This window comes from Paraburkholderia sediminicola, assembly GCF_046026895.1.
GTDB classification, from domain to species: Bacteria; Pseudomonadota; Gammaproteobacteria; order Burkholderiales; family Burkholderiaceae; genus Paraburkholderia; species Paraburkholderia sediminicola_C.
The window spans coordinates 18,064-33,689 of record NZ_JAQQEU010000076.1; the positions used below are offsets into that span (position 1 = coordinate 18,064).

The 15,626-nt window shown below is 67.1% G+C and carries 14 protein-coding genes; 6 read left to right on the forward strand and 8 right to left on the reverse strand.

The window, feature by feature from the left end; all coding sequences use genetic code 11:
* Nucleotides 1–108 precede the first annotated feature (108 nt).
* The 6 genes from PQR02_RS32975 to iolB all read left to right on the forward strand — a co-directional run bounded on the left by PQR02_RS32975 (nt 109) and on the right by iolB (nt 7,965).
* Complete coding sequence (locus PQR02_RS32975) at nt 109–1,293, forward strand: ABC transporter permease (protein ID WP_408241633.1); 1,185 nt, start codon at nt 109–111, stop codon at nt 1,291–1,293.
* 15 nt (nt 1,294–1,308) lie between these two features.
* Nucleotides 1,309–2,115 (forward strand): ATP-binding cassette domain-containing protein, encoded by an 807-nt coding sequence (locus tag PQR02_RS32980; protein WP_408241636.1) that lies wholly within the window; start codon nt 1,309–1,311, stop codon nt 2,113–2,115.
* Between the two features lie 67 nt (nt 2,116–2,182).
* Entirely contained in the window at nt 2,183–4,234 is a 2,052-nt protein-coding gene (locus PQR02_RS32985) for a bifunctional 5-dehydro-2-deoxygluconokinase/5-dehydro-2-deoxyphosphogluconate aldolase (protein WP_408241639.1), read from the forward strand.
* Complete coding sequence (gene iolD, locus PQR02_RS32990) at nt 4,231–6,231, forward strand: 3D-(3,5/4)-trihydroxycyclohexane-1,2-dione acylhydrolase (decyclizing) (protein ID WP_408241642.1); 2,001 nt, start codon at nt 4,231–4,233, stop codon at nt 6,229–6,231. The genes PQR02_RS32985 and iolD overlap by 4 nt, the downstream gene beginning before the upstream one ends.
* Before the next feature lie 10 nt (nt 6,232–6,241).
* Nucleotides 6,242–7,168 (forward strand): myo-inosose-2 dehydratase, encoded by a 927-nt coding sequence (gene iolE, locus PQR02_RS32995; RefSeq protein WP_408241645.1) that lies wholly within the window; start codon nt 6,242–6,244, stop codon nt 7,166–7,168.
* Nucleotides 7,165–7,965 (forward strand): 5-deoxy-glucuronate isomerase, encoded by an 801-nt coding sequence (iolB, locus tag PQR02_RS33000; protein ID WP_408241648.1) that lies wholly within the window; start codon nt 7,165–7,167, stop codon nt 7,963–7,965. The genes iolE and iolB overlap by 4 nt, the downstream gene beginning before the upstream one ends.
* 180 nt (nt 7,966–8,145) lie before the next feature.
* On the opposite strand, the gene PQR02_RS33005 is transcribed toward iolB, so the two are convergent.
* The 8 genes from PQR02_RS33005 to PQR02_RS33040 form a co-directional block, all read right to left on the reverse strand.
* The gene (locus tag PQR02_RS33005) at nt 8,146–8,859 is read right to left on the reverse strand and encodes an ABC transporter ATP-binding protein (RefSeq protein ID WP_408241651.1); all 714 of its coding nucleotides are present in this window, start codon (nt 8,857–8,859) and stop codon (nt 8,146–8,148) included.
* Nucleotides 8,856–9,620, reverse strand: coding sequence for an ABC transporter ATP-binding protein (locus PQR02_RS33010; RefSeq protein ID WP_408241654.1), 765 nt, complete (start codon nt 9,618–9,620; stop codon nt 8,856–8,858). The genes PQR02_RS33005 and PQR02_RS33010 overlap by 4 nt, the downstream gene beginning before the upstream one ends.
* Nucleotides 9,617–10,954 (reverse strand): branched-chain amino acid ABC transporter permease, encoded by a 1,338-nt coding sequence (locus PQR02_RS33015; RefSeq protein ID WP_408241657.1) that lies wholly within the window; start codon nt 10,952–10,954, stop codon nt 9,617–9,619. The genes PQR02_RS33010 and PQR02_RS33015 overlap by 4 nt, the downstream gene beginning before the upstream one ends.
* A complete protein-coding gene (locus PQR02_RS33020) occupies nt 10,947–11,885 on the reverse strand; it encodes a branched-chain amino acid ABC transporter permease (protein ID WP_408241660.1) in 939 nt (312 codons plus the stop codon). Before PQR02_RS33020 ends, PQR02_RS33015 begins: the two co-directional genes overlap by 8 nt.
* Before the next feature lie 4 nt (nt 11,886–11,889).
* The gene (locus PQR02_RS33025; RefSeq protein WP_408241663.1) at nt 11,890–12,339 is read right to left on the reverse strand and encodes an acyl-CoA thioesterase; all 450 of its coding nucleotides are present in this window, start codon (nt 12,337–12,339) and stop codon (nt 11,890–11,892) included.
* 30 nt (nt 12,340–12,369) lie between these two features.
* A complete protein-coding gene (gbd, locus tag PQR02_RS33030) occupies nt 12,370–13,518 on the reverse strand; it encodes a 4-hydroxybutyrate dehydrogenase (protein WP_408241666.1) in 1,149 nt (382 codons plus the stop codon).
* A 171-nt stretch (nt 13,519–13,689) separates the two neighbouring features.
* Nucleotides 13,690–14,214 (reverse strand): NUDIX domain-containing protein, encoded by a 525-nt coding sequence (locus tag PQR02_RS33035; RefSeq protein WP_408241669.1) that lies wholly within the window; start codon nt 14,212–14,214, stop codon nt 13,690–13,692.
* Nucleotides 14,215–14,533: 319 nt separating this feature from the next.
* A complete protein-coding gene (locus PQR02_RS33040) occupies nt 14,534–15,565 on the reverse strand; it encodes a threonine aldolase family protein (protein ID WP_408241672.1) in 1,032 nt (343 codons plus the stop codon).
* Between the last annotated feature and the right edge of the window lie 61 nt (nt 15,566–15,626).

Sequence of the window (15,626 nt, forward strand, 5' to 3'; positions counted from 1 at the left end):
GCCGGCACTCGCCCGTTCACTCTGCGTTACGTACCGCATTCAGGTGCTTCAAACGCCGCGCGGGTTTGCGCCGACCAGCCGCCCGCCGGCGTATCAAGGAGAGCTTCAATGGGTGTCGCCAACCTTTTCCATCCCCATCACCGCAAGCAGCCCCCGACCGATCCGCAGGATCCGTCGGGGCCGGCTTCAGCCACGCCGTCCGTTGCCGCCGACGAGCGCGTGCGCCAGGAATCATGGTTCCGGCATCTCCTCAATCGCCCGGAATTCGCCGCATTGGCCGGCACCGCGATGGTGTTCATCGTATTCGGCGTGGCCGCCGGCAACTCTGGGATGTTCAACCTCGACGGCGTCATGAACTGGTCGCAAGTCGCGGCCTATCTGGGTCTGATCTCGGTCGGCGCCTGCATGCTGATGATCGCCGGCGAATTCGATCTGTCGATCGGCTCGATGATCGGCTTTGCCGGCATGATGGTCGCCCTGCCGACCATGTATTTCCACTGGCCGATCTGGCTCGCCATCGTGTTCGCGTTCGTCGGCTCGATGCTGCTCGGCGCACTCAACGGCTATCTGGTGATGCGTACGCGGCTGCCGTCGTTCATCGTCACGCTCGCCTTCCTGTTCATCCTGCGCGGACTCACGCTGGCGCTGTCGGTGATGTTCGCCGATCGCACCATCATCTCCGGCGTAGGCGACGTCGCGCGGCAGGACTGGCTGGCGCATACGCTCTTCCAGGGGGTCGCGTTCCACGGCCTGTTCGTCTGGCTGGGTCATCTCGGCCTCGTGAAAATGCTCGACAACGGCATGCCGCTCGTGCCGGGTATTCCCAAAGTGCTGCTGTGGTGGCTCGCGCTGGCTGTCGTCTGCGCGTTCACGCTGGCGAGAACCCGCTTCGGCAACTGGATCTTCGCCGTCGGCGGCGACGCCAACGCGGCCAAGAACGTCGGCGTGCCGGTGCGGCGGGTGAAGATCTCGCTGTTCGTGCTGACCGCGTTCTGTTCGTGTCTGTATGCGGTGCTGCAAGTGTGCGACATCGGTTCGGCCGCGGCCGACCGCGGTTTGCAGGCGGAATTCGAAGCGATCATCGCCGCGGTGATCGGCGGCACCCTCCTCACCGGCGGCTACGGCTCGGTGATCGGCGCATGCTTTGGCGCGCTGATCTTCGGCGTCGTGCAAATCGGCATCACCTACACCAATGTCGACTCGGACTGGTTCCGGGTATTTCTTGGCGTCATGCTGCTGTTCGCCGTGCTGTTCAACCACTACGTGCGCAGCCGCGTCGCGGCGTCTCGCTAAGCCAAGGAGTTCATGATGACCGCCCTCGAACAGACCGAAGACGACTACATCCTGTCGCTCGAAAACGTCAGCCGCTATTTCGGCAACATCATTGCGCTCAAGGACATCACGCTCAAGCTCAAACGCGGTGAAGTGCATTGCCTGCTCGGCGACAACGGCGCCGGCAAGTCGACCCTGATCAAGACGCTCGCGGGCGTGTACCTGCCGAGCGAAGGCATCTACCGGGTGGACGGCAAGCCGGTGCATTTCACGTCGCCGAAAGACGCGCTCGATCTGGGCATCGCCACCGTCTATCAGGATCTCGCGCTGGTGCCGCTGCTGTCGGTCGCGCGCAACTTCTTCATGGGGCGCGAGCCGCAAAAGAAACTCTTCGGTTTCCTGAACGTGATGGACCTCGAAACCAGCGCCACCACCGCGCGCGACAAGCTCGCGGAAATGGGCATCAACGTGCGCGACCCGCATCAGCCGATCGGCACGATGTCCGGTGGCGAGCGCCAATGCCTCGCGATCGCGCGGGCGATTCACTTCGGCGCGCGCGTGCTGATTCTCGACGAGCCGACCGCCGCGCTCGGCGTGAAGCAGAGCTTCAACGTGCTGAAGCTGATCCACAAGGCGCGCGCCAAAGGCATCTCGGTGATTTTCATCACGCACAACGTGCACCACGCGTATCCGATCGGCGATTCGTTCACGCTGCTCAATCGCGGCAAATCGCTCGGCACGTTCACCAAGGACACCATCAGCAAGGACGAAGTGCTCGACATGATGGCCGGCGGCGCCGAAATGCAGAAGATGATCGGCGAACTGGAAGGCGCGACGATCTGATCGATTCGCGCGGGTCGCCCGGCGTCAGGCTTGCCGGCGAACCGCGTTCAGCTATTCAGGGATATTCATGGATCACTCCAGCACATCCAACGAGACCACGCCGTCTTCGGCCCCGGCTTCGGCGGCCGGCGGACGTTTCGCGCCGGGCCGCAGCCGCGACATCGTGTGCCTCGGCCGCCTCGCCGTCGATCTGTACGCGCAGCAGGTCGGCGCGCGGCTCGAAGACGTGTCGAGCTTCGCGAAGTATCTCGGCGGGTCGTCGGCGAATATAGCGTTCGGCTGCGCGCGGCTGGGGCTGGCGTCGGCGATGCTCGCGCGCGTCGGCAACGACCACATGGGCCGCTTCCTCACCGAAACGCTGACCAAAGAGGGCTGCGACGTCAGCCGCGTGCGGGTCGATCAAGAGCGCCTGACCGCGCTGGTGCTGCTCGGCCTGAAGGACCGCGACACCTTCCCGCTGATCTTCTACCGCGAAAACTGTGCGGACATGGCCGTCGACGAAGCGGATTTCGACGAGGCGTTCATCGCGTCGTCGAAGGCGCTGCTGATTACCGGCACGCACTTCTCCACCGAACAGGTGAACCGCACGAGCCGCCGCGCGCTCGAGTACGCGCGCCGCAATCAGGTGCGCACAGTGCTCGATATCGACTACCGCCCGGTGTTGTGGGGACTCACGGGCAAGGCGGACGGCGAAACGCGCTTTGTCGCGAGCGAGGGCGTCACCGCGCATTTGCAGCGCATCCTGCCGCTGTTCGATCTGGTGATCGGCACCGAAGAAGAGTTTCGCATCGCCGGCGGCAAGACCGAACTGGTCGAAGCGCTCGCGATGGTGCGCGCGGTCACTCCCGCCACGCTGGTGCTCAAGCGCGGGCCGCTGGGCTGCCAGATCATCGACGGCGAGGTGCCCGCATCGCTCGACGACGCGCCGATTCACGGCGGCGTCGAAGTCGAAGTGCTGAACGTGCTCGGCGCGGGCGACGCGTTCGCGTCGGGCTTCCTGTCCGGCTGGCTGCGCGATCAGCCGCTCGCAGCCTGCGCGCGCGCCGCGAATGCGAGCGGCGCGCTGGTCGTGTCGCGGCACGGCTGCGCGCCCGCCATGCCGACCCCGGCCGAACTCGATTACTTCCTGCGCGAAGCCAAAAGCGATCCGCAACGGATGCGCCGCCCCGATCGCGACGCGACGCTGGCGCGCCTGCATCGCGTGTCGCCCGCGCGCAAACCGTGGCGCGAAGTGCTCGGCTTCGCATTCGATCACCGCAACCAGTTCTTCGAACTCGCGCAGCAAACCGGGGCGGACGAAGCCCGCATCGCGCAGCTGAAGGGCCTGTTCGTCGAAGCCGTCGCGCAGACCGAGAGCGCGCTGGGCTTGCAAGGCCGCATCGGCGTGCTGATCGACGACCGCTACGGTCAGGATGCGTTGAATGCCGCCACCGGCCGTGGCTGGTGGATCGGCCGCCCGGTCGAGCTGCCCGGCTCGGTGCCGCTGGTGTTCGATCACGGCCGCTCGATCGGCACGACGCTGATCGCGTGGCCGCAGGAGCATGTTGCCAAATGCCTCGTGCAATTCCATCCCGACGAGCCCATCGAACAGCGGCTCGAACAGGAAGCGCAGTTGCGCGCGCTCTACGACGCGACGCAGGCGAGCGGCCACGAATTGCTGCTCGAAGTGATTCCGCCGAAGCACGCGCATCTGCCGCAAGCGCCGGACATCGTGTATCGCGCGTTGAAGCGCCTGTACAACATCGGCATCCATCCGGAGTGGTGGAAGCTCGAACCGATGGACGCCGCGCAATGGCGCGCCGTCGACGCGCTGATCGCCGAACGTGATCCGTATTGCCGGGGCGTGGTGTTGCTCGGCTTGTCGGCGGGTGTCGAACAGTTGAACGAGGGCTTTCGCGCGGCCGCGCAATCGGCCACGTGCCGTGGCTTCACGGTAGGCCGCACGATCTTCCACGAGCCGAGCCATGCGTGGCTCGCCGGAGAAATCGGCGACGACGAACTGATCGCGCGTGTGCGCCGCACCTTCGAAACGCTGGTCGCGTCGTGGCGTGCGACGCGCGGCGCGAGCACCGGGAAAGCCGGCACACCGAATCATGTTCATCAGGAGCAGGCGGCATGAATGAGCGCGTAATGCATCACGACGCGGTGTCCGCGAACGACGCCACCCAGACGCGCACGCCATCGGGCGGCACCCTCCGTCTGACGACCGCGCAGGCGCTGGTGCGCTATCTAGCGGCGCAACGCGTGACCACCGAGGACGGCAGCGGCAGCGAGCCGCTGTTCGGCGGCGTTTTCGCCATCTTCGGTCACGGCAACGTCGCGGGGATGGGCGAAGCGCTGTATCAGCATCGCGATGAGCTGCCCACGCTGCGCGCGCACAACGAACAGGCGATGGCGCACAGCGCGATCGCGTATGCGAAGGCGCATTTCCGCCGGCGCATGATGGCGGTCACGACATCGATCGGGCCCGGCGCCACCAATCTGCTGACCGCGGCGGCGCTCGCGCATGTGAACCGTCTGCCGGTGCTGCTGCTGCCCGGCGATATCTTCGTGTCGCGCGCGCCCGATCCGGTGCTGCAACAGCTCGAGGATTTCAACGACGGCGGCGTGTCCGCCAACGACGCGTTCAAACCTGTGTCGCGCTACTTCGACCGCATCGTGCATCCGGCGCAATTGCTGAGCGCGTTGCCGCGCGCGCTGCGCGTGCTGACCGACGCCGCGCTGTGCGGACCGGTCACGCTCGCGCTGCCGCAAGACGTGCAAGCCCAGGCATGGGACTTCCCCGCCGATTTCTTCGCGCCGCGCGTGGTCCGCTTTCATGCGCCCGCGCCACGCGTCGATGAGATCGAAGCCGCCTGCGCGCGTTTGCGGCACGCCAAGCGTCCGCTGATCGTCGCCGGTGGCGGCGTGCTGTACAGCCGCGCGACCGATGCGTTGCACCGCTTCGCGGCTGGTCACGGCATCCCGGTCGCGGAAACGCAGGCCGGCAAAAGCGCGCTCGCCTGGAACGACCCGCTGAATGCGGGCGCGCTGGGCGTGACCGGCTCGCCCGCCGCGAACGCGCTCGCGCACGACGCGGACTGCGTGCTCGCGATCGGCACCCGGCTGCAGGACTTCACGACCGGCTCGAACACGCTGTTCACCCAGGCCGACGTGATCGCCATCAATGCCAACGCGTTCGACGGCCTCAAGCATCGCGCGCGGGTTGTCGAAGCGGACGCGCGGCTCGCGCTCGAAGCGCTCACCGAGCCGCTGCACGGCTGGCATGCGGAGCGCACGTGGACCGCGCGGGCGCACAAGCTCGCGGCCAGTTGGCGCGACACGGTGAGCACGCTCACGCATGCGCCGCAACGCGATGCCGCGCTGCCTTACGAGGGCGACGTGATCGGCGCGGTGCAGCGTTCGAGCGCGCGCTCCGCGACGGACGACATCGTCGTGTGCGCGGCCGGCACGCTGCCCGCCGAATTGCACAAGCTGTGGCGCGCGGGCAGACCGGGCGCCTATCACGTCGAGTACGGCTATTCGTGCATGGGCTACGAGATCGCAGGCGGACTCGGCGTGAAACTCGCGCGGCCCGAGCGCGACGTGATCGTGATCGTCGGCGACGGCAGCTATCTGATGATGAACAGCGAGATCGCGACCTCGGTGATGCTCGGCGCGAAGCTGATCGTCGTGGTGCTCGACAATCGCGGCTTCGGTTGTATCAACCGTTTGCAACAGGCCTGCGGCGGCGCGCCGTTCAACAACGTGCTGGAGAACTGCGTGCAAGGCCCGCTCGGCGCGCCGCGCATCGACTTCGCCGCGCATGCGCGCTCGCTAGGCGCGCAAGCCGAACATGTCGGCAATGTCGCTGAACTCGAAGCCGCGCTGCAACGCGCGCGTGCCGCGGATCGCACCTATGTGGTCAGCATCGATACCGACCCGGCCCGCACCACCGACGACGGCGGCTGGTGGTGGGATGTCGCCGTGCCGGAAGTCTCGCCGCGCGACGCCGTGCGCGAGGCGCGCGCGAAATACGATGCGCAGCTCGCGGCGCGCTCCGCGCCGGCCGCGTCGGATGATCGCAGCGGCCGCCCCGATCACAGCGGCACCCCCGATCACCCCGATCACGAATGAGGACGCTCGCATGACTGCTTTCGACGTACGCATCGGCATCAACCCGTTGTCGTGGATGAACGACGATCTGCCGTCGCTGGGCGGCGAGACGCCGCTCGATGTGGCGCTGACGGAAGGCCGCCAGATCGGTTATCAGGGCTTCGAACTCGGCAACAAGTTTCCGCGTGAACCGCAGGCGTTGAAGACGCTGCTCGCTCAATACGATCTTGCGCTGGTGTCCGGCTGGTATTCCGGGCGGCTCGCGCAACGCAGCATCGAAGACGAGATCGCGTCGGTCGGCCCGCATCTCGAACTGCTCGCGCAAAACGGCGCTACGGCCATGGTGTATGGCGAAGTCGCCGATTCGATTCAGGGCGCACCGCAGCCGCTCTATCAACGGCCGCGTCTTTTCAGCGACGCCCAATGGGCCGCGTACGCGGCGCGCGTCGACGAATTCGCGCGTTATACGTCAAGCCGTGGCGTGCGCCTTGCGTATCATCATCACATGGGCGCGTATGTCGAGACGCCCGCCGACGTCGATCAGCTGATGGCGCGCACCAGCGACGCCGTCGGGCTGCTGTTCGACGCCGGGCATATCACGTTTGCCGGCGGCGATCCGCTCGCCGTGCTCGACAAACATATCGCGCGGGTGTGCCATGTGCATTGCAAGGACGTGCGCCCCGCCGTGATGAAACTCGCGCGCAATCGCAACTGGAGTTTTCTCGACGCGGTGATCGCCGGAGCCTTCACCGTACCCGGCGACGGCGCGGTCAATTTTCCGGCCATCATTGCCCGGCTGAAGCGGCATGGTTATTGCGGCTGGCTGGTGGTCGAAGCGGAACAGGACCCGGTGGTGGCGCCGTCGTTCGAGTACGCACAGAAAGGCTATAGGACGTTGCGCGCGCTGGTCGATGCGCCGCTCGACGCTACCGACACAAACGTGCAGGAGGCAGCATGAGTCTATTGGTCAAGGCGCAGCGCGAAGGCCAGACAATCGCGCGAGTCACGCCGCAGTCCGCCTGCTGGCGCTATGTGGGATTCGCCGCGTACCGGTTGGGCGCGAACGAAGTCGTGCATGTGCTCGAAGGATCGCGCGAGGTGTGCATCGTCGTGCTCACTGGCGCGGTGGATATCGAAACCGCCGACACCACGTGGAGCTCGCTCGGTTCGCGCGACAGCGTGTTCGAGGATGCCGCGCCGTATGCGGTGTATTTGCCGCCCAACGTGCGCGCGACGGTGCGCGCGTGCCGCGACGCCGAGGTCGGCGTGGCGAGCGCGCCGGCCAAAGGCGAGTATCCGGCGCGGCTGATCGAGCCGGCTACGATGAAGCGCTCGACGCGCGGCAAAGGACTGAATACGCGCTACGTGTGCGATATTCTTCCGCAGACCGAGCCCGCGGAATCGCTGCTGGTGGTCGAAGTCAGAACGCCTGGCGGACACGCGTCGAGCTATCCCCCGCATAAGCACGACACCGACAACGTCCCCCACGAGAGCTCGCTCGAAGAGACTTACTACCACCGGCTCGATCCGCCGCAGGGCTTCGCGTTTCAGCGCGTATACACCGACATGCGCGACATCGACGAGTCGATGGCGGTGGAAGATCACGATGTCGTGATGGTGCCGCGCGGCTATCACCCGGTGGTCGTGCCGTATGGGTACGATTCGTACTATTTGAACGTGATGGCCGGTGGGCAGCGGGTCTGGCACTTCCGCAACGATCCGGCGCATGAGTGGATCATTAATAAGGACGCTTGATTATTTGTCTTGCACGGCGCGCTTCGTAGAAACTCGCCGTGCAATGCCCTGCCTTCGCGCCGGTACTTCCGCTATTTCCTGACGGCCTGATCCACACTCGAACCGCCGCCGGCATCCATCATCGGATAAGCGCAACGTTCGGCGGCGTGGCCATGGCAAGGCCAGCTTGAACACCACCGCTCAGCCGACGCCCAGCCACTCCCGCATCACGTCCGAGCGCGTCAGGAACGCCCCGATCTCGCCGTCGAACACGATCTCGCCATGCCCCATCACGGCGACCCGGCTCGCAATCTGCTGCGCGATCACGAGGCGCTGCTCGATCAGCAACATCGCCACGCCGCGCTCGCGCAGCATCCGCAGACACCCGGCGACCTGCTGCACCACGAGGCTCGCGAGACCCTCGCCGGGCTCGTCGATCACCAGCAGATCGGGATCGCCGAGCAGCGCCCGCGCAAGCGCCAGCATCTGCTGCTCGCCGCCCGACAGCGCCCCGGCGCGCGTGCGCTTGCGCTCGCCCAGCACAGGGAAAAGCGTGTACGCGTCGTCGAAAGTGAAGCGCGGCGTGGGGCCGCGACTGCGCGGCGCGACGCCGAGTTGCAGATTCTCGTGGACGCTCAGAGCCGGAAACACGTCGCGATGCTCAGGCACGTAGCCGAGGCCGAGGCGCGCGATCTCGAAGGTGCGCAGACCGTCCAGCGAGCGGCCCGCGAAGCGCAGTTCGCCCTCGCTGCGCACGAGGCCCATGATCGCCCGCGCGAGCGTCGAACGGCCGGAGCCGTTGCGCCCGACCAGCGCCAGCACTTCGCCCGGCTCGATACGCAGCGTGACGCCGTGCAGCGCCTGGCTCGCGCCATACCACGCGTTGAGCGCGCGAATGTCGAGCAACCCGCTCATACGCCTGACCCCGCACCGAACCCCGCGCCGAGATACGCGTCGCGCACCGCCGCATCCGCGCGAATCGCGGCCGGCGCGCCGCTCGCGATGACGCGCCCCTGCACCAGCACGGAAATCCGGTCCGCGATCGCGAAGACCGCATCCATGTCGTGCTCGATCATCAGCAGCGCGCGGCCCGCGGTCGCCTCGCGTATCAGTTCGATCGCGCGCGCCGCTTCCGAGCGGTTCATGCCGGCGGTCGGCTCATCGAGCAGCAACGTGTGCGCGCCGCCGGCGAGCGCAATGCCGAGATCGAGCGCGCGCTGCTCGGCATAGCTGAGTGTGCCGGCCCGCACGTCCCGGCGCGCGCTCAGGCCCACCGCGTCGAGCACCTGTTCGGCGCGGGTATCGACGATTCGCGAGCCGGCGAAGCGCCGCCACCAGTGCGCGCGCTTGCGTTCGGCCAGCAGCGCCGCGCAGCGCAGATTGTCGAACACGCTGAGCCGCGCGAACACACTGGTGCTCTGGAAGCTGCGCGCGAGGCCCCGGCGCGTGATCGCGGCCGGCGCGAGGCGCGTGATCTCCGCGCCGAACAGGTCGATGCGCCCGGCGTTCGGCCGCGTGCCGCCGGCGATCAGATTGAACAGCGTGGACTTGCCCGCGCCGTTCGGGCCGATCAGCGCATGGCGCTCGCCGGGCTCGACCGAGAGATCGACGCCGCGCAGAATCCGCGTCGAGCCGAAGCGCTTTTCGATGCCGTAGAGGGCCAGAGCTGGGATCATCGGCGGACTCCGGCTGTTTGCGTCGTGCTCGACGGACCGGCAATGCGCGCTCGCGCGCGACTGGCGTAACGCGCGGCGAGCGCACCCGACACGGCCAGCAAAAGGACCCCGGCGCCGAGCCAAAGCGCAGGCGTAGCGCGATCCAGCGACACACCCGCGACGCTGAACACCTCGCCCTCGTCCGCACCGAACTGCGCGGCGTAAGCCCATTGCACCGCGAGCACGAGCGCCGCGCACCACCACGACACGGCGAGCGCGCCCCACAGATAGGCGGCGCGACACCGCCGCCAGCCATACGTCGCGAGGCGCGCCGCGTGCCGCTCGACGAAGCCCGCCAGCCCGTCCGGCGACGCCGCCACGACGACCACGAAGAACAGCCCCAGATAGAACAGCCACGCCCGCGTGACGCTCGCCACCACGACGCTGAAAAACGTCAGCACGATCGCCCCCGCCACCGGCCCGAAGAACGCCGCCGGCCCGCCGATCACCGTAGCGATCAGCACCGCGCCCGAGCGCGCCATGCCGACGCTTTCCGTCGACACCAGTTCGATATTGATCAGCCCCAGCGTCCCCGCAATGCCCGCGAAGAACGCCGACCACACCACCACGCCATAGCGCACGCGCCGCGGATAGCAGCCGATCGCGGCGGCCCGCGCCGGGTTGTCGCGCACCGCGTTCGCGAGCCGCATGAACGGCGTGCGCGACAGCGCGAACATCGCCGCGCTCGCCAGCAGGCACCATAGCGCGATCAACGCGTAGGCCTCGCGCGCCGGGCCGAAGCGCCAACTGCCGAGCGGCGGCCCGTTGGTGCGATCGATCGCCACGCCCGCCGCGCCGGCGAACCAGTCGGGCAGCGCCCACGCGGCCGCCACCACGAGCTCGCCGAGGCCGAGCGTGATCATCGCGAATGCGGTGCCGGCGCGCCGCGTCGAGATGAAGCCGAACACCACGCCGCACGACGCGCCGCCGAGCCCGCCGACCAGCGGCAGCAGCGCGAGCGGCACGCCGCTGCGGTTGAACACCTGCGCGGCGGCCAGCGCGCCGAGCCCGGCATAAGCGGCATGACCGAACGACAACAGTCCGGTTTCGCCGAGCAGCAGGTTGTATGAGAGCGCGAACACGATCATCGTTGCGCTCTGCGCAAGATAGGCGAGCAGCCAGCTTTGCGGCCAGATGAACGGCGGCACGGCAAGGAAGATCAGGAGCGCGAGCCACGGCGCGAGAGCGCGCCAGGCCGCGCGGACCGGCGCCGCGGGCCGCGCGGCGGTGGCCGCCGCCGAAGCCGGCAGCGCCGGCGTCGTGGACGATCCAGACGCCCCGCCTCGCTTATGCATGATCGTCGTGCCTCCCGAACAGCCCGCGCGGGCGTAGCGCCAGCATCGCGACGAGCAGCAGATAGGGCATCAGCGGCGCGAGTTGCGCGAGCGTCAGCGCATCCCATTCGGGCGGCCCCGACGCGCCCGCCAGCGCCAACACGTCTCCCAGCGATACGTCGCTCGCCACGGCCAGCGTCTGCACGCAGCCAACCAGCAGCGACGCCGCCAGCGCCCCGCTCAACGAGCCGAGCCCGCCAATCACCACGACCACGAACACGATCGAGCCGAGCGACTCGGCCATCGCGGGCTCGATCACGAAGAGCGGCGCGCCGATCACGCCGGCCAGCGCCGCGAGCGCCGTGCCGGACGCGAACACCCCGGTGAACACGCGCGGCACGTTGTGGCCGAGCGCTTCGACGGCGCTCGCGTGCGTCAGCGCGGCGCGCACGATCAGCCCCGCCTTCGACACGCGCAGCACCGCATACAACACCGCCAGCATCGCCAGCGACACCGCCATCATGAACGCCCGGTAGCGCGAGAAAGCCGCACCGTAAAGGGTGAACAAGGGACCGTCGAGCACGGGCGGAGTGGTTGCGGAAAGCGGGTTCAAGCCCCAGCCGAGCTTGACCAGTTCGCCGAGCAGGTACGCGGCGCCGAACGTCAGCAGCAATTCCGGCAAATGGCCGGCCACGCGCACGCGCCGCAACAGCCAGCGCTCCAGCGCCGCGCCGAGCAGACCGACGACGAGCGGCGCGATCACCAGCGCGCTCCAGAACCCGGCGCGCGCCGCCACCGAAAAGCCCACGTACGCACCCAGCATGTAGAAGCTCGCATGCGCGAAATTCAGCACGCCGAGCATGCTGAAGATCAACGTCAGGCCGGCCGATAGCATGAACAGCAACAGGCCGTAGCTGACGCCGTTCAGCAGATTGATGACGAACGACTGCACGCGCCTATTCCGCCTGCACGGCGGCGCTCAGCGGTTCGAGCGCCGCGCGCAGAGCGGCGGGCAGGTTCACGGGACGGCGCGTGACGCGGTCCACGTAGACGTGCACGAAGTGCCCCTGCGCGGCGGGTTGCGGGTCGCCTTCCTTGAAGAGCCCCACTTCGTAGCGCACGCTCGACGTGCCCAGCCGCGCCACCCGTAACCCCGCCTCGACGCGCTCGGGAAACACCAGCGGCGCGAAGTAGCTGCAATGCGTCTCGACCACCAGCCCGATCGTCGCGCCATGCTCGAAGTCGAGCACGCCCGCGCGGACCAGATACTCGTTCACGACGGTGTCGAAATAGCTGTAGTAGACGACGTTGTTCACGTGGCCGTAGACGTCGTTGTCCATCCAGCGGGTGGTGATCGGCAGGAAATGCGGATACGCGGCGCGGGGGGCTGGGGCGGGTTTGTTCATGAGAGCGTGGGCGTCCGGCGGTTGGGGGCGTCAAAGCGATTCGATCAGCATGCGACGGTAGTCGTCGGCCGTGGCCTCGCGCGGATTCGTGCGATGGCAATGGTCCGCGAGCGCGCCCTGCACAACCTTGTCGAACATGCTCTCGTCGACGCCCATCTGCCGGAGCCCCGTCGGCAAACCGAGCCGCGCGGTCATGTCGAACAGCGCCTGCGCGAGATCCGCATGCTCCGGCAAATTCATCGCGCGACGCATGCGGGCGTAGCGGCGCTCGGCGATCACGCTGGCGGCGCTCTCGTTGAAGCGCAGCACCGCGGGCAGGACGACCGCGTTCAGCGTGCCGTGATGCAGCGACGTGCGGCCGTTCACCTTCAGACCGCCCAACGGATGCGACAGCGAGTGCACGCAGCCGAGTCCTTTCTGGAACGCCATCGCGCCTTGCATCGACGCGCTCATCATGTTCAGGCGTGCTTCACGATCATCGCCGTCCGCGCAGACGCGCTCGATGCTGCCCCACGCGCGCTCCAGCCCGTCCAGCGCGATGCCGTCGGCGGGTGGATTGAAGGCCAGCGCGAGAAAGGTTTCGATGCAATGCGCGATCGCGTCCATGCCGGTCGCCGCGGTCAGGCCCGGTGGCAGTCCGAGCGTGAGGCCGGGGTCGCAAAGCGCCGATTTCGGCAGCAGATGCCACGAGTGAAAGCCGAGCTTGCGGCCGTCGTTCAGAATCACGATCGCGCCGCGCGCGACTTCGCTGCCGGTGCCCGCCGTGGTGGGGATCGCGATCAGCGGGGCGACGGCGTCGGTGATCTTCGCGCTGCCGCCTTCGATGGTTGCGTATTGAGTGAGCGGGCCATCATGGGTGGCCGCGATCGCGACTCCCTTCGCCAGATCGATCGATGAACCGCCACCCACCGCGATCAGTCCGTCGCAGCCTTCGTCGCGATACCTTTGCGCGGCCGCCAGCACCATCGCCTCGGTCGGGTTCGACGGGGTATCGTCGAAAAGCGGCACGTCGCCGAGCTTCAGCGCGTCGAGCGCGCGCTGGACGATGCCTGCCGCCACCACGCCCTTGTCGCTGATCAGCAAAGGCCGCTCGATACCGATCCGCGCGCATTCGGACGGCAGTTGCGACAACGTGTCGTAGCCCAGATGGATGTGGGTCAGGTAGTAGATGTATGCCATGCGTTGCTTCTCCCCGAACGTGAACTCGTTGACCGGCGCATCGAGCGAAGCAGTGCGCGGTGCGTCGCTTGCGGCTCGCGGGTCCGCTTTGCGGCGCACCCGTTGCGTGGTTTGCTACGTGCCTGGTTGCGTGATTCTCTGCCTGCGTTGCTGCGTGGTTTGCCGCGTCGCCTATTGACCCGGCCGCTCGACGAATTCGAACGGCAAGCCGCGCCGCCGCATCCATTCGCCGAGCGCCTGGCCGGTGCCCGCCCGCCAAGGCCGCAATTTTGCCGGCTCGACCAGCCGGTATTCGAGCAGCTCCGGCGACAGCGCGATCGTGCCGTACGCCTTCACGTGATACGCGATGATCAGCTCGTTCTTGCGGATGAACTCGTACACGCCGATCAGTTCGACCGTCTCCGCGTGCAGCGAAGTCTCTTCGAGCACCTCGCGGGCGATGCCCTGCTCCGGGGTCTCGCCGTTTTCGAGGAAGCCGGTGATCAGCGCGAACATGCCCTCGGCCCACGCGGCATTGCGTGCCAGCAGAATCTTGCCCTCGTATTCGACGATCGCCGCCACCACCGGCAGCGGATTGTTCCAGTGGACGTAGCCGCAAGCGGGACAGCTCTGGCGGACACGGCCGCCTGCGTGTTCGGGATCGGCGCGCTCAGTCAACGGCGTGGCGCAGCGCGGACAGAATCGGTGTTCGGTCATGGCGTGGGGGGCGTCTCGTTTGTGTCGTTTGTGTCGTTTGTCTCGTCTGACTATGTTTGGCGCGCTGGTTTTTATGTCGCCGGTGCGTCGCGGTGGAGTGCGGCGAGTTGTTCTTGCATTCAGGTCATCCAGCAGGTTCGATGCTCAGGTTCAATATCAACGCACAACGTAGACGTAAGCGTTTTTTCCAGCACCGGCACCGACGCCATATTTGGTCTGGTCACCGCCACGTTCAGCGCACGACCCCGCCTCAAGCTAAACGCGCCGCCGTCAAGTGGCTTTGTCTGCGGCTTCAGCAGCCCGCCGCTTCTCAACTCATTCATGCCACACACAGGTCACGCACTTCAGCCGCAAAACGCTCGACCGTTTCCGGCTGCGTGTCCCACGCGCACACCAGCCGGCAACCGCCCGCGCCGATGAACTCGTAGAACTTCCAGCCGCGCGCGCGCATCGCTTTCGCGGCCTGCGGCGGCAACTGCGCGAAGACCGCGTTCGATTGCCGCTCGAACATGATGCTCACGCCGGGAATTTCCCGCAACCGCGTTTGCAGCAATTGCGCCATCGCATTCGCATGACGCGCATTGCGCAGCCAGACGTCGTTGTCGAGCAGGCCGAGCCACGGCGCCGAAATAAAGCGCATCTTCGAAGCCAGTTGACCGGCCTGCTTCAGACGGTAAGCGAAATCGTCGGCAAGCGCGCGGTCGAAGAACACCACCGCCTCCCCCACCGGCAAGCCGTTCTTGGTGCCGCCGAAACACAGCACGTCCACGCCCGCGCGCCACGTGATCTCCGACGGATGCACGTCCAGTGCCGCCACCGCATTGGCGAAACGCGCGCCGTCCATGTGCACTTTCAGATGACGCCGCTTGGCGATCGCCGCGATCGCCCGCACTTCCTCGACGCTGTGGACGGTGCCGACTTCGGTCGATTGCGTCAGCGTGACGACTTTGGGCTTCGGGTAGTGGATATCGGCGCGGCGCGTGACGAGCGTCTCGATCGCGTCCGGCGTGAGCTTGCCGCCGATGCCCGGCGCGGTCAGCAGCTTCGAGCCGCCCGAGAAGAATTCAGGGCCGCCGCATTCGTCGGTTTCGATGTGCGCGAGCTTGTGGCAGATCACCGAGTGATATGACTGGCACAGCGACGCAAGCGCCAGCGAATTGGCCGCCGTGCCGTTGAACACGAAGAAGACTTCGCAGTCGGTCTGGAACAGTTCGCGTAGACGGTCGCATACCTGATTGGTCCAGGAGTCGTCGCCGTAGGCCGGCTCGTGGCCGCTGTTGTTGGCGGCGATCAGCGCATCGAGCGCTTCGGGGCAGATGCCGGCGTAGTTGTCGGACGCGAAATGTTGCATGGTGGCGATGCGCCGGTCACGGACGCGCGTAAGGGCGGAAAGCGGTCATTTTAGTGCGCTT

What these genes read in the sequence shown, in the direction of transcription:
- PQR02_RS32975 (WP_408241633.1), top strand. Translation starts at nt 109, where the DNA reads ATGGGTGTCGCCAACCTTTTCCATCCCCATCACCGCAAGCAGCCCCCG.
- PQR02_RS32980 (WP_408241636.1), top strand. Translation starts at nt 1,309, where the DNA reads ATGACCGCCCTCGAACAGACCGAAGACGACTACATCCTGTCGCTCGAA.
- PQR02_RS32985 (WP_408241639.1), top strand. Translation starts at nt 2,183, where the DNA reads ATGGATCACTCCAGCACATCCAACGAGACCACGCCGTCTTCGGCCCCG.
- iolD (WP_408241642.1), top strand. Translation starts at nt 4,231, where the DNA reads ATGAATGAGCGCGTAATGCATCACGACGCGGTGTCCGCGAACGACGCC.
- iolE (WP_408241645.1), top strand. Translation starts at nt 6,242, where the DNA reads ATGACTGCTTTCGACGTACGCATCGGCATCAACCCGTTGTCGTGGATG.
- iolB (WP_408241648.1), top strand. Translation starts at nt 7,165, where the DNA reads ATGAGTCTATTGGTCAAGGCGCAGCGCGAAGGCCAGACAATCGCGCGA.
- PQR02_RS33005 (WP_408241651.1), bottom strand. Translation starts at nt 8,859, where the DNA reads ATGAGCGGGTTGCTCGACATTCGCGCGCTCAACGCGTGGTATGGCGCG.
- PQR02_RS33010 (WP_408241654.1), bottom strand. Translation starts at nt 9,620, where the DNA reads ATGATCCCAGCTCTGGCCCTCTACGGCATCGAAAAGCGCTTCGGCTCG.
- PQR02_RS33015 (WP_408241657.1), bottom strand. Translation starts at nt 10,954, where the DNA reads ATGCATAAGCGAGGCGGGGCGTCTGGATCGTCCACGACGCCGGCGCTG.
- PQR02_RS33025 (WP_408241663.1), bottom strand. Translation starts at nt 12,339, where the DNA reads ATGAACAAACCCGCCCCAGCCCCCCGCGCCGCGTATCCGCATTTCCTG.
- gbd (WP_408241666.1), bottom strand. Translation starts at nt 13,518, where the DNA reads ATGGCATACATCTACTACCTGACCCACATCCATCTGGGCTACGACACG.
- PQR02_RS33035 (WP_408241669.1), bottom strand. Translation starts at nt 14,214, where the DNA reads ATGACCGAACACCGATTCTGTCCGCGCTGCGCCACGCCGTTGACTGAG.
- PQR02_RS33040 (WP_408241672.1), bottom strand. Translation starts at nt 15,565, where the DNA reads ATGCAACATTTCGCGTCCGACAACTACGCCGGCATCTGCCCCGAAGCG.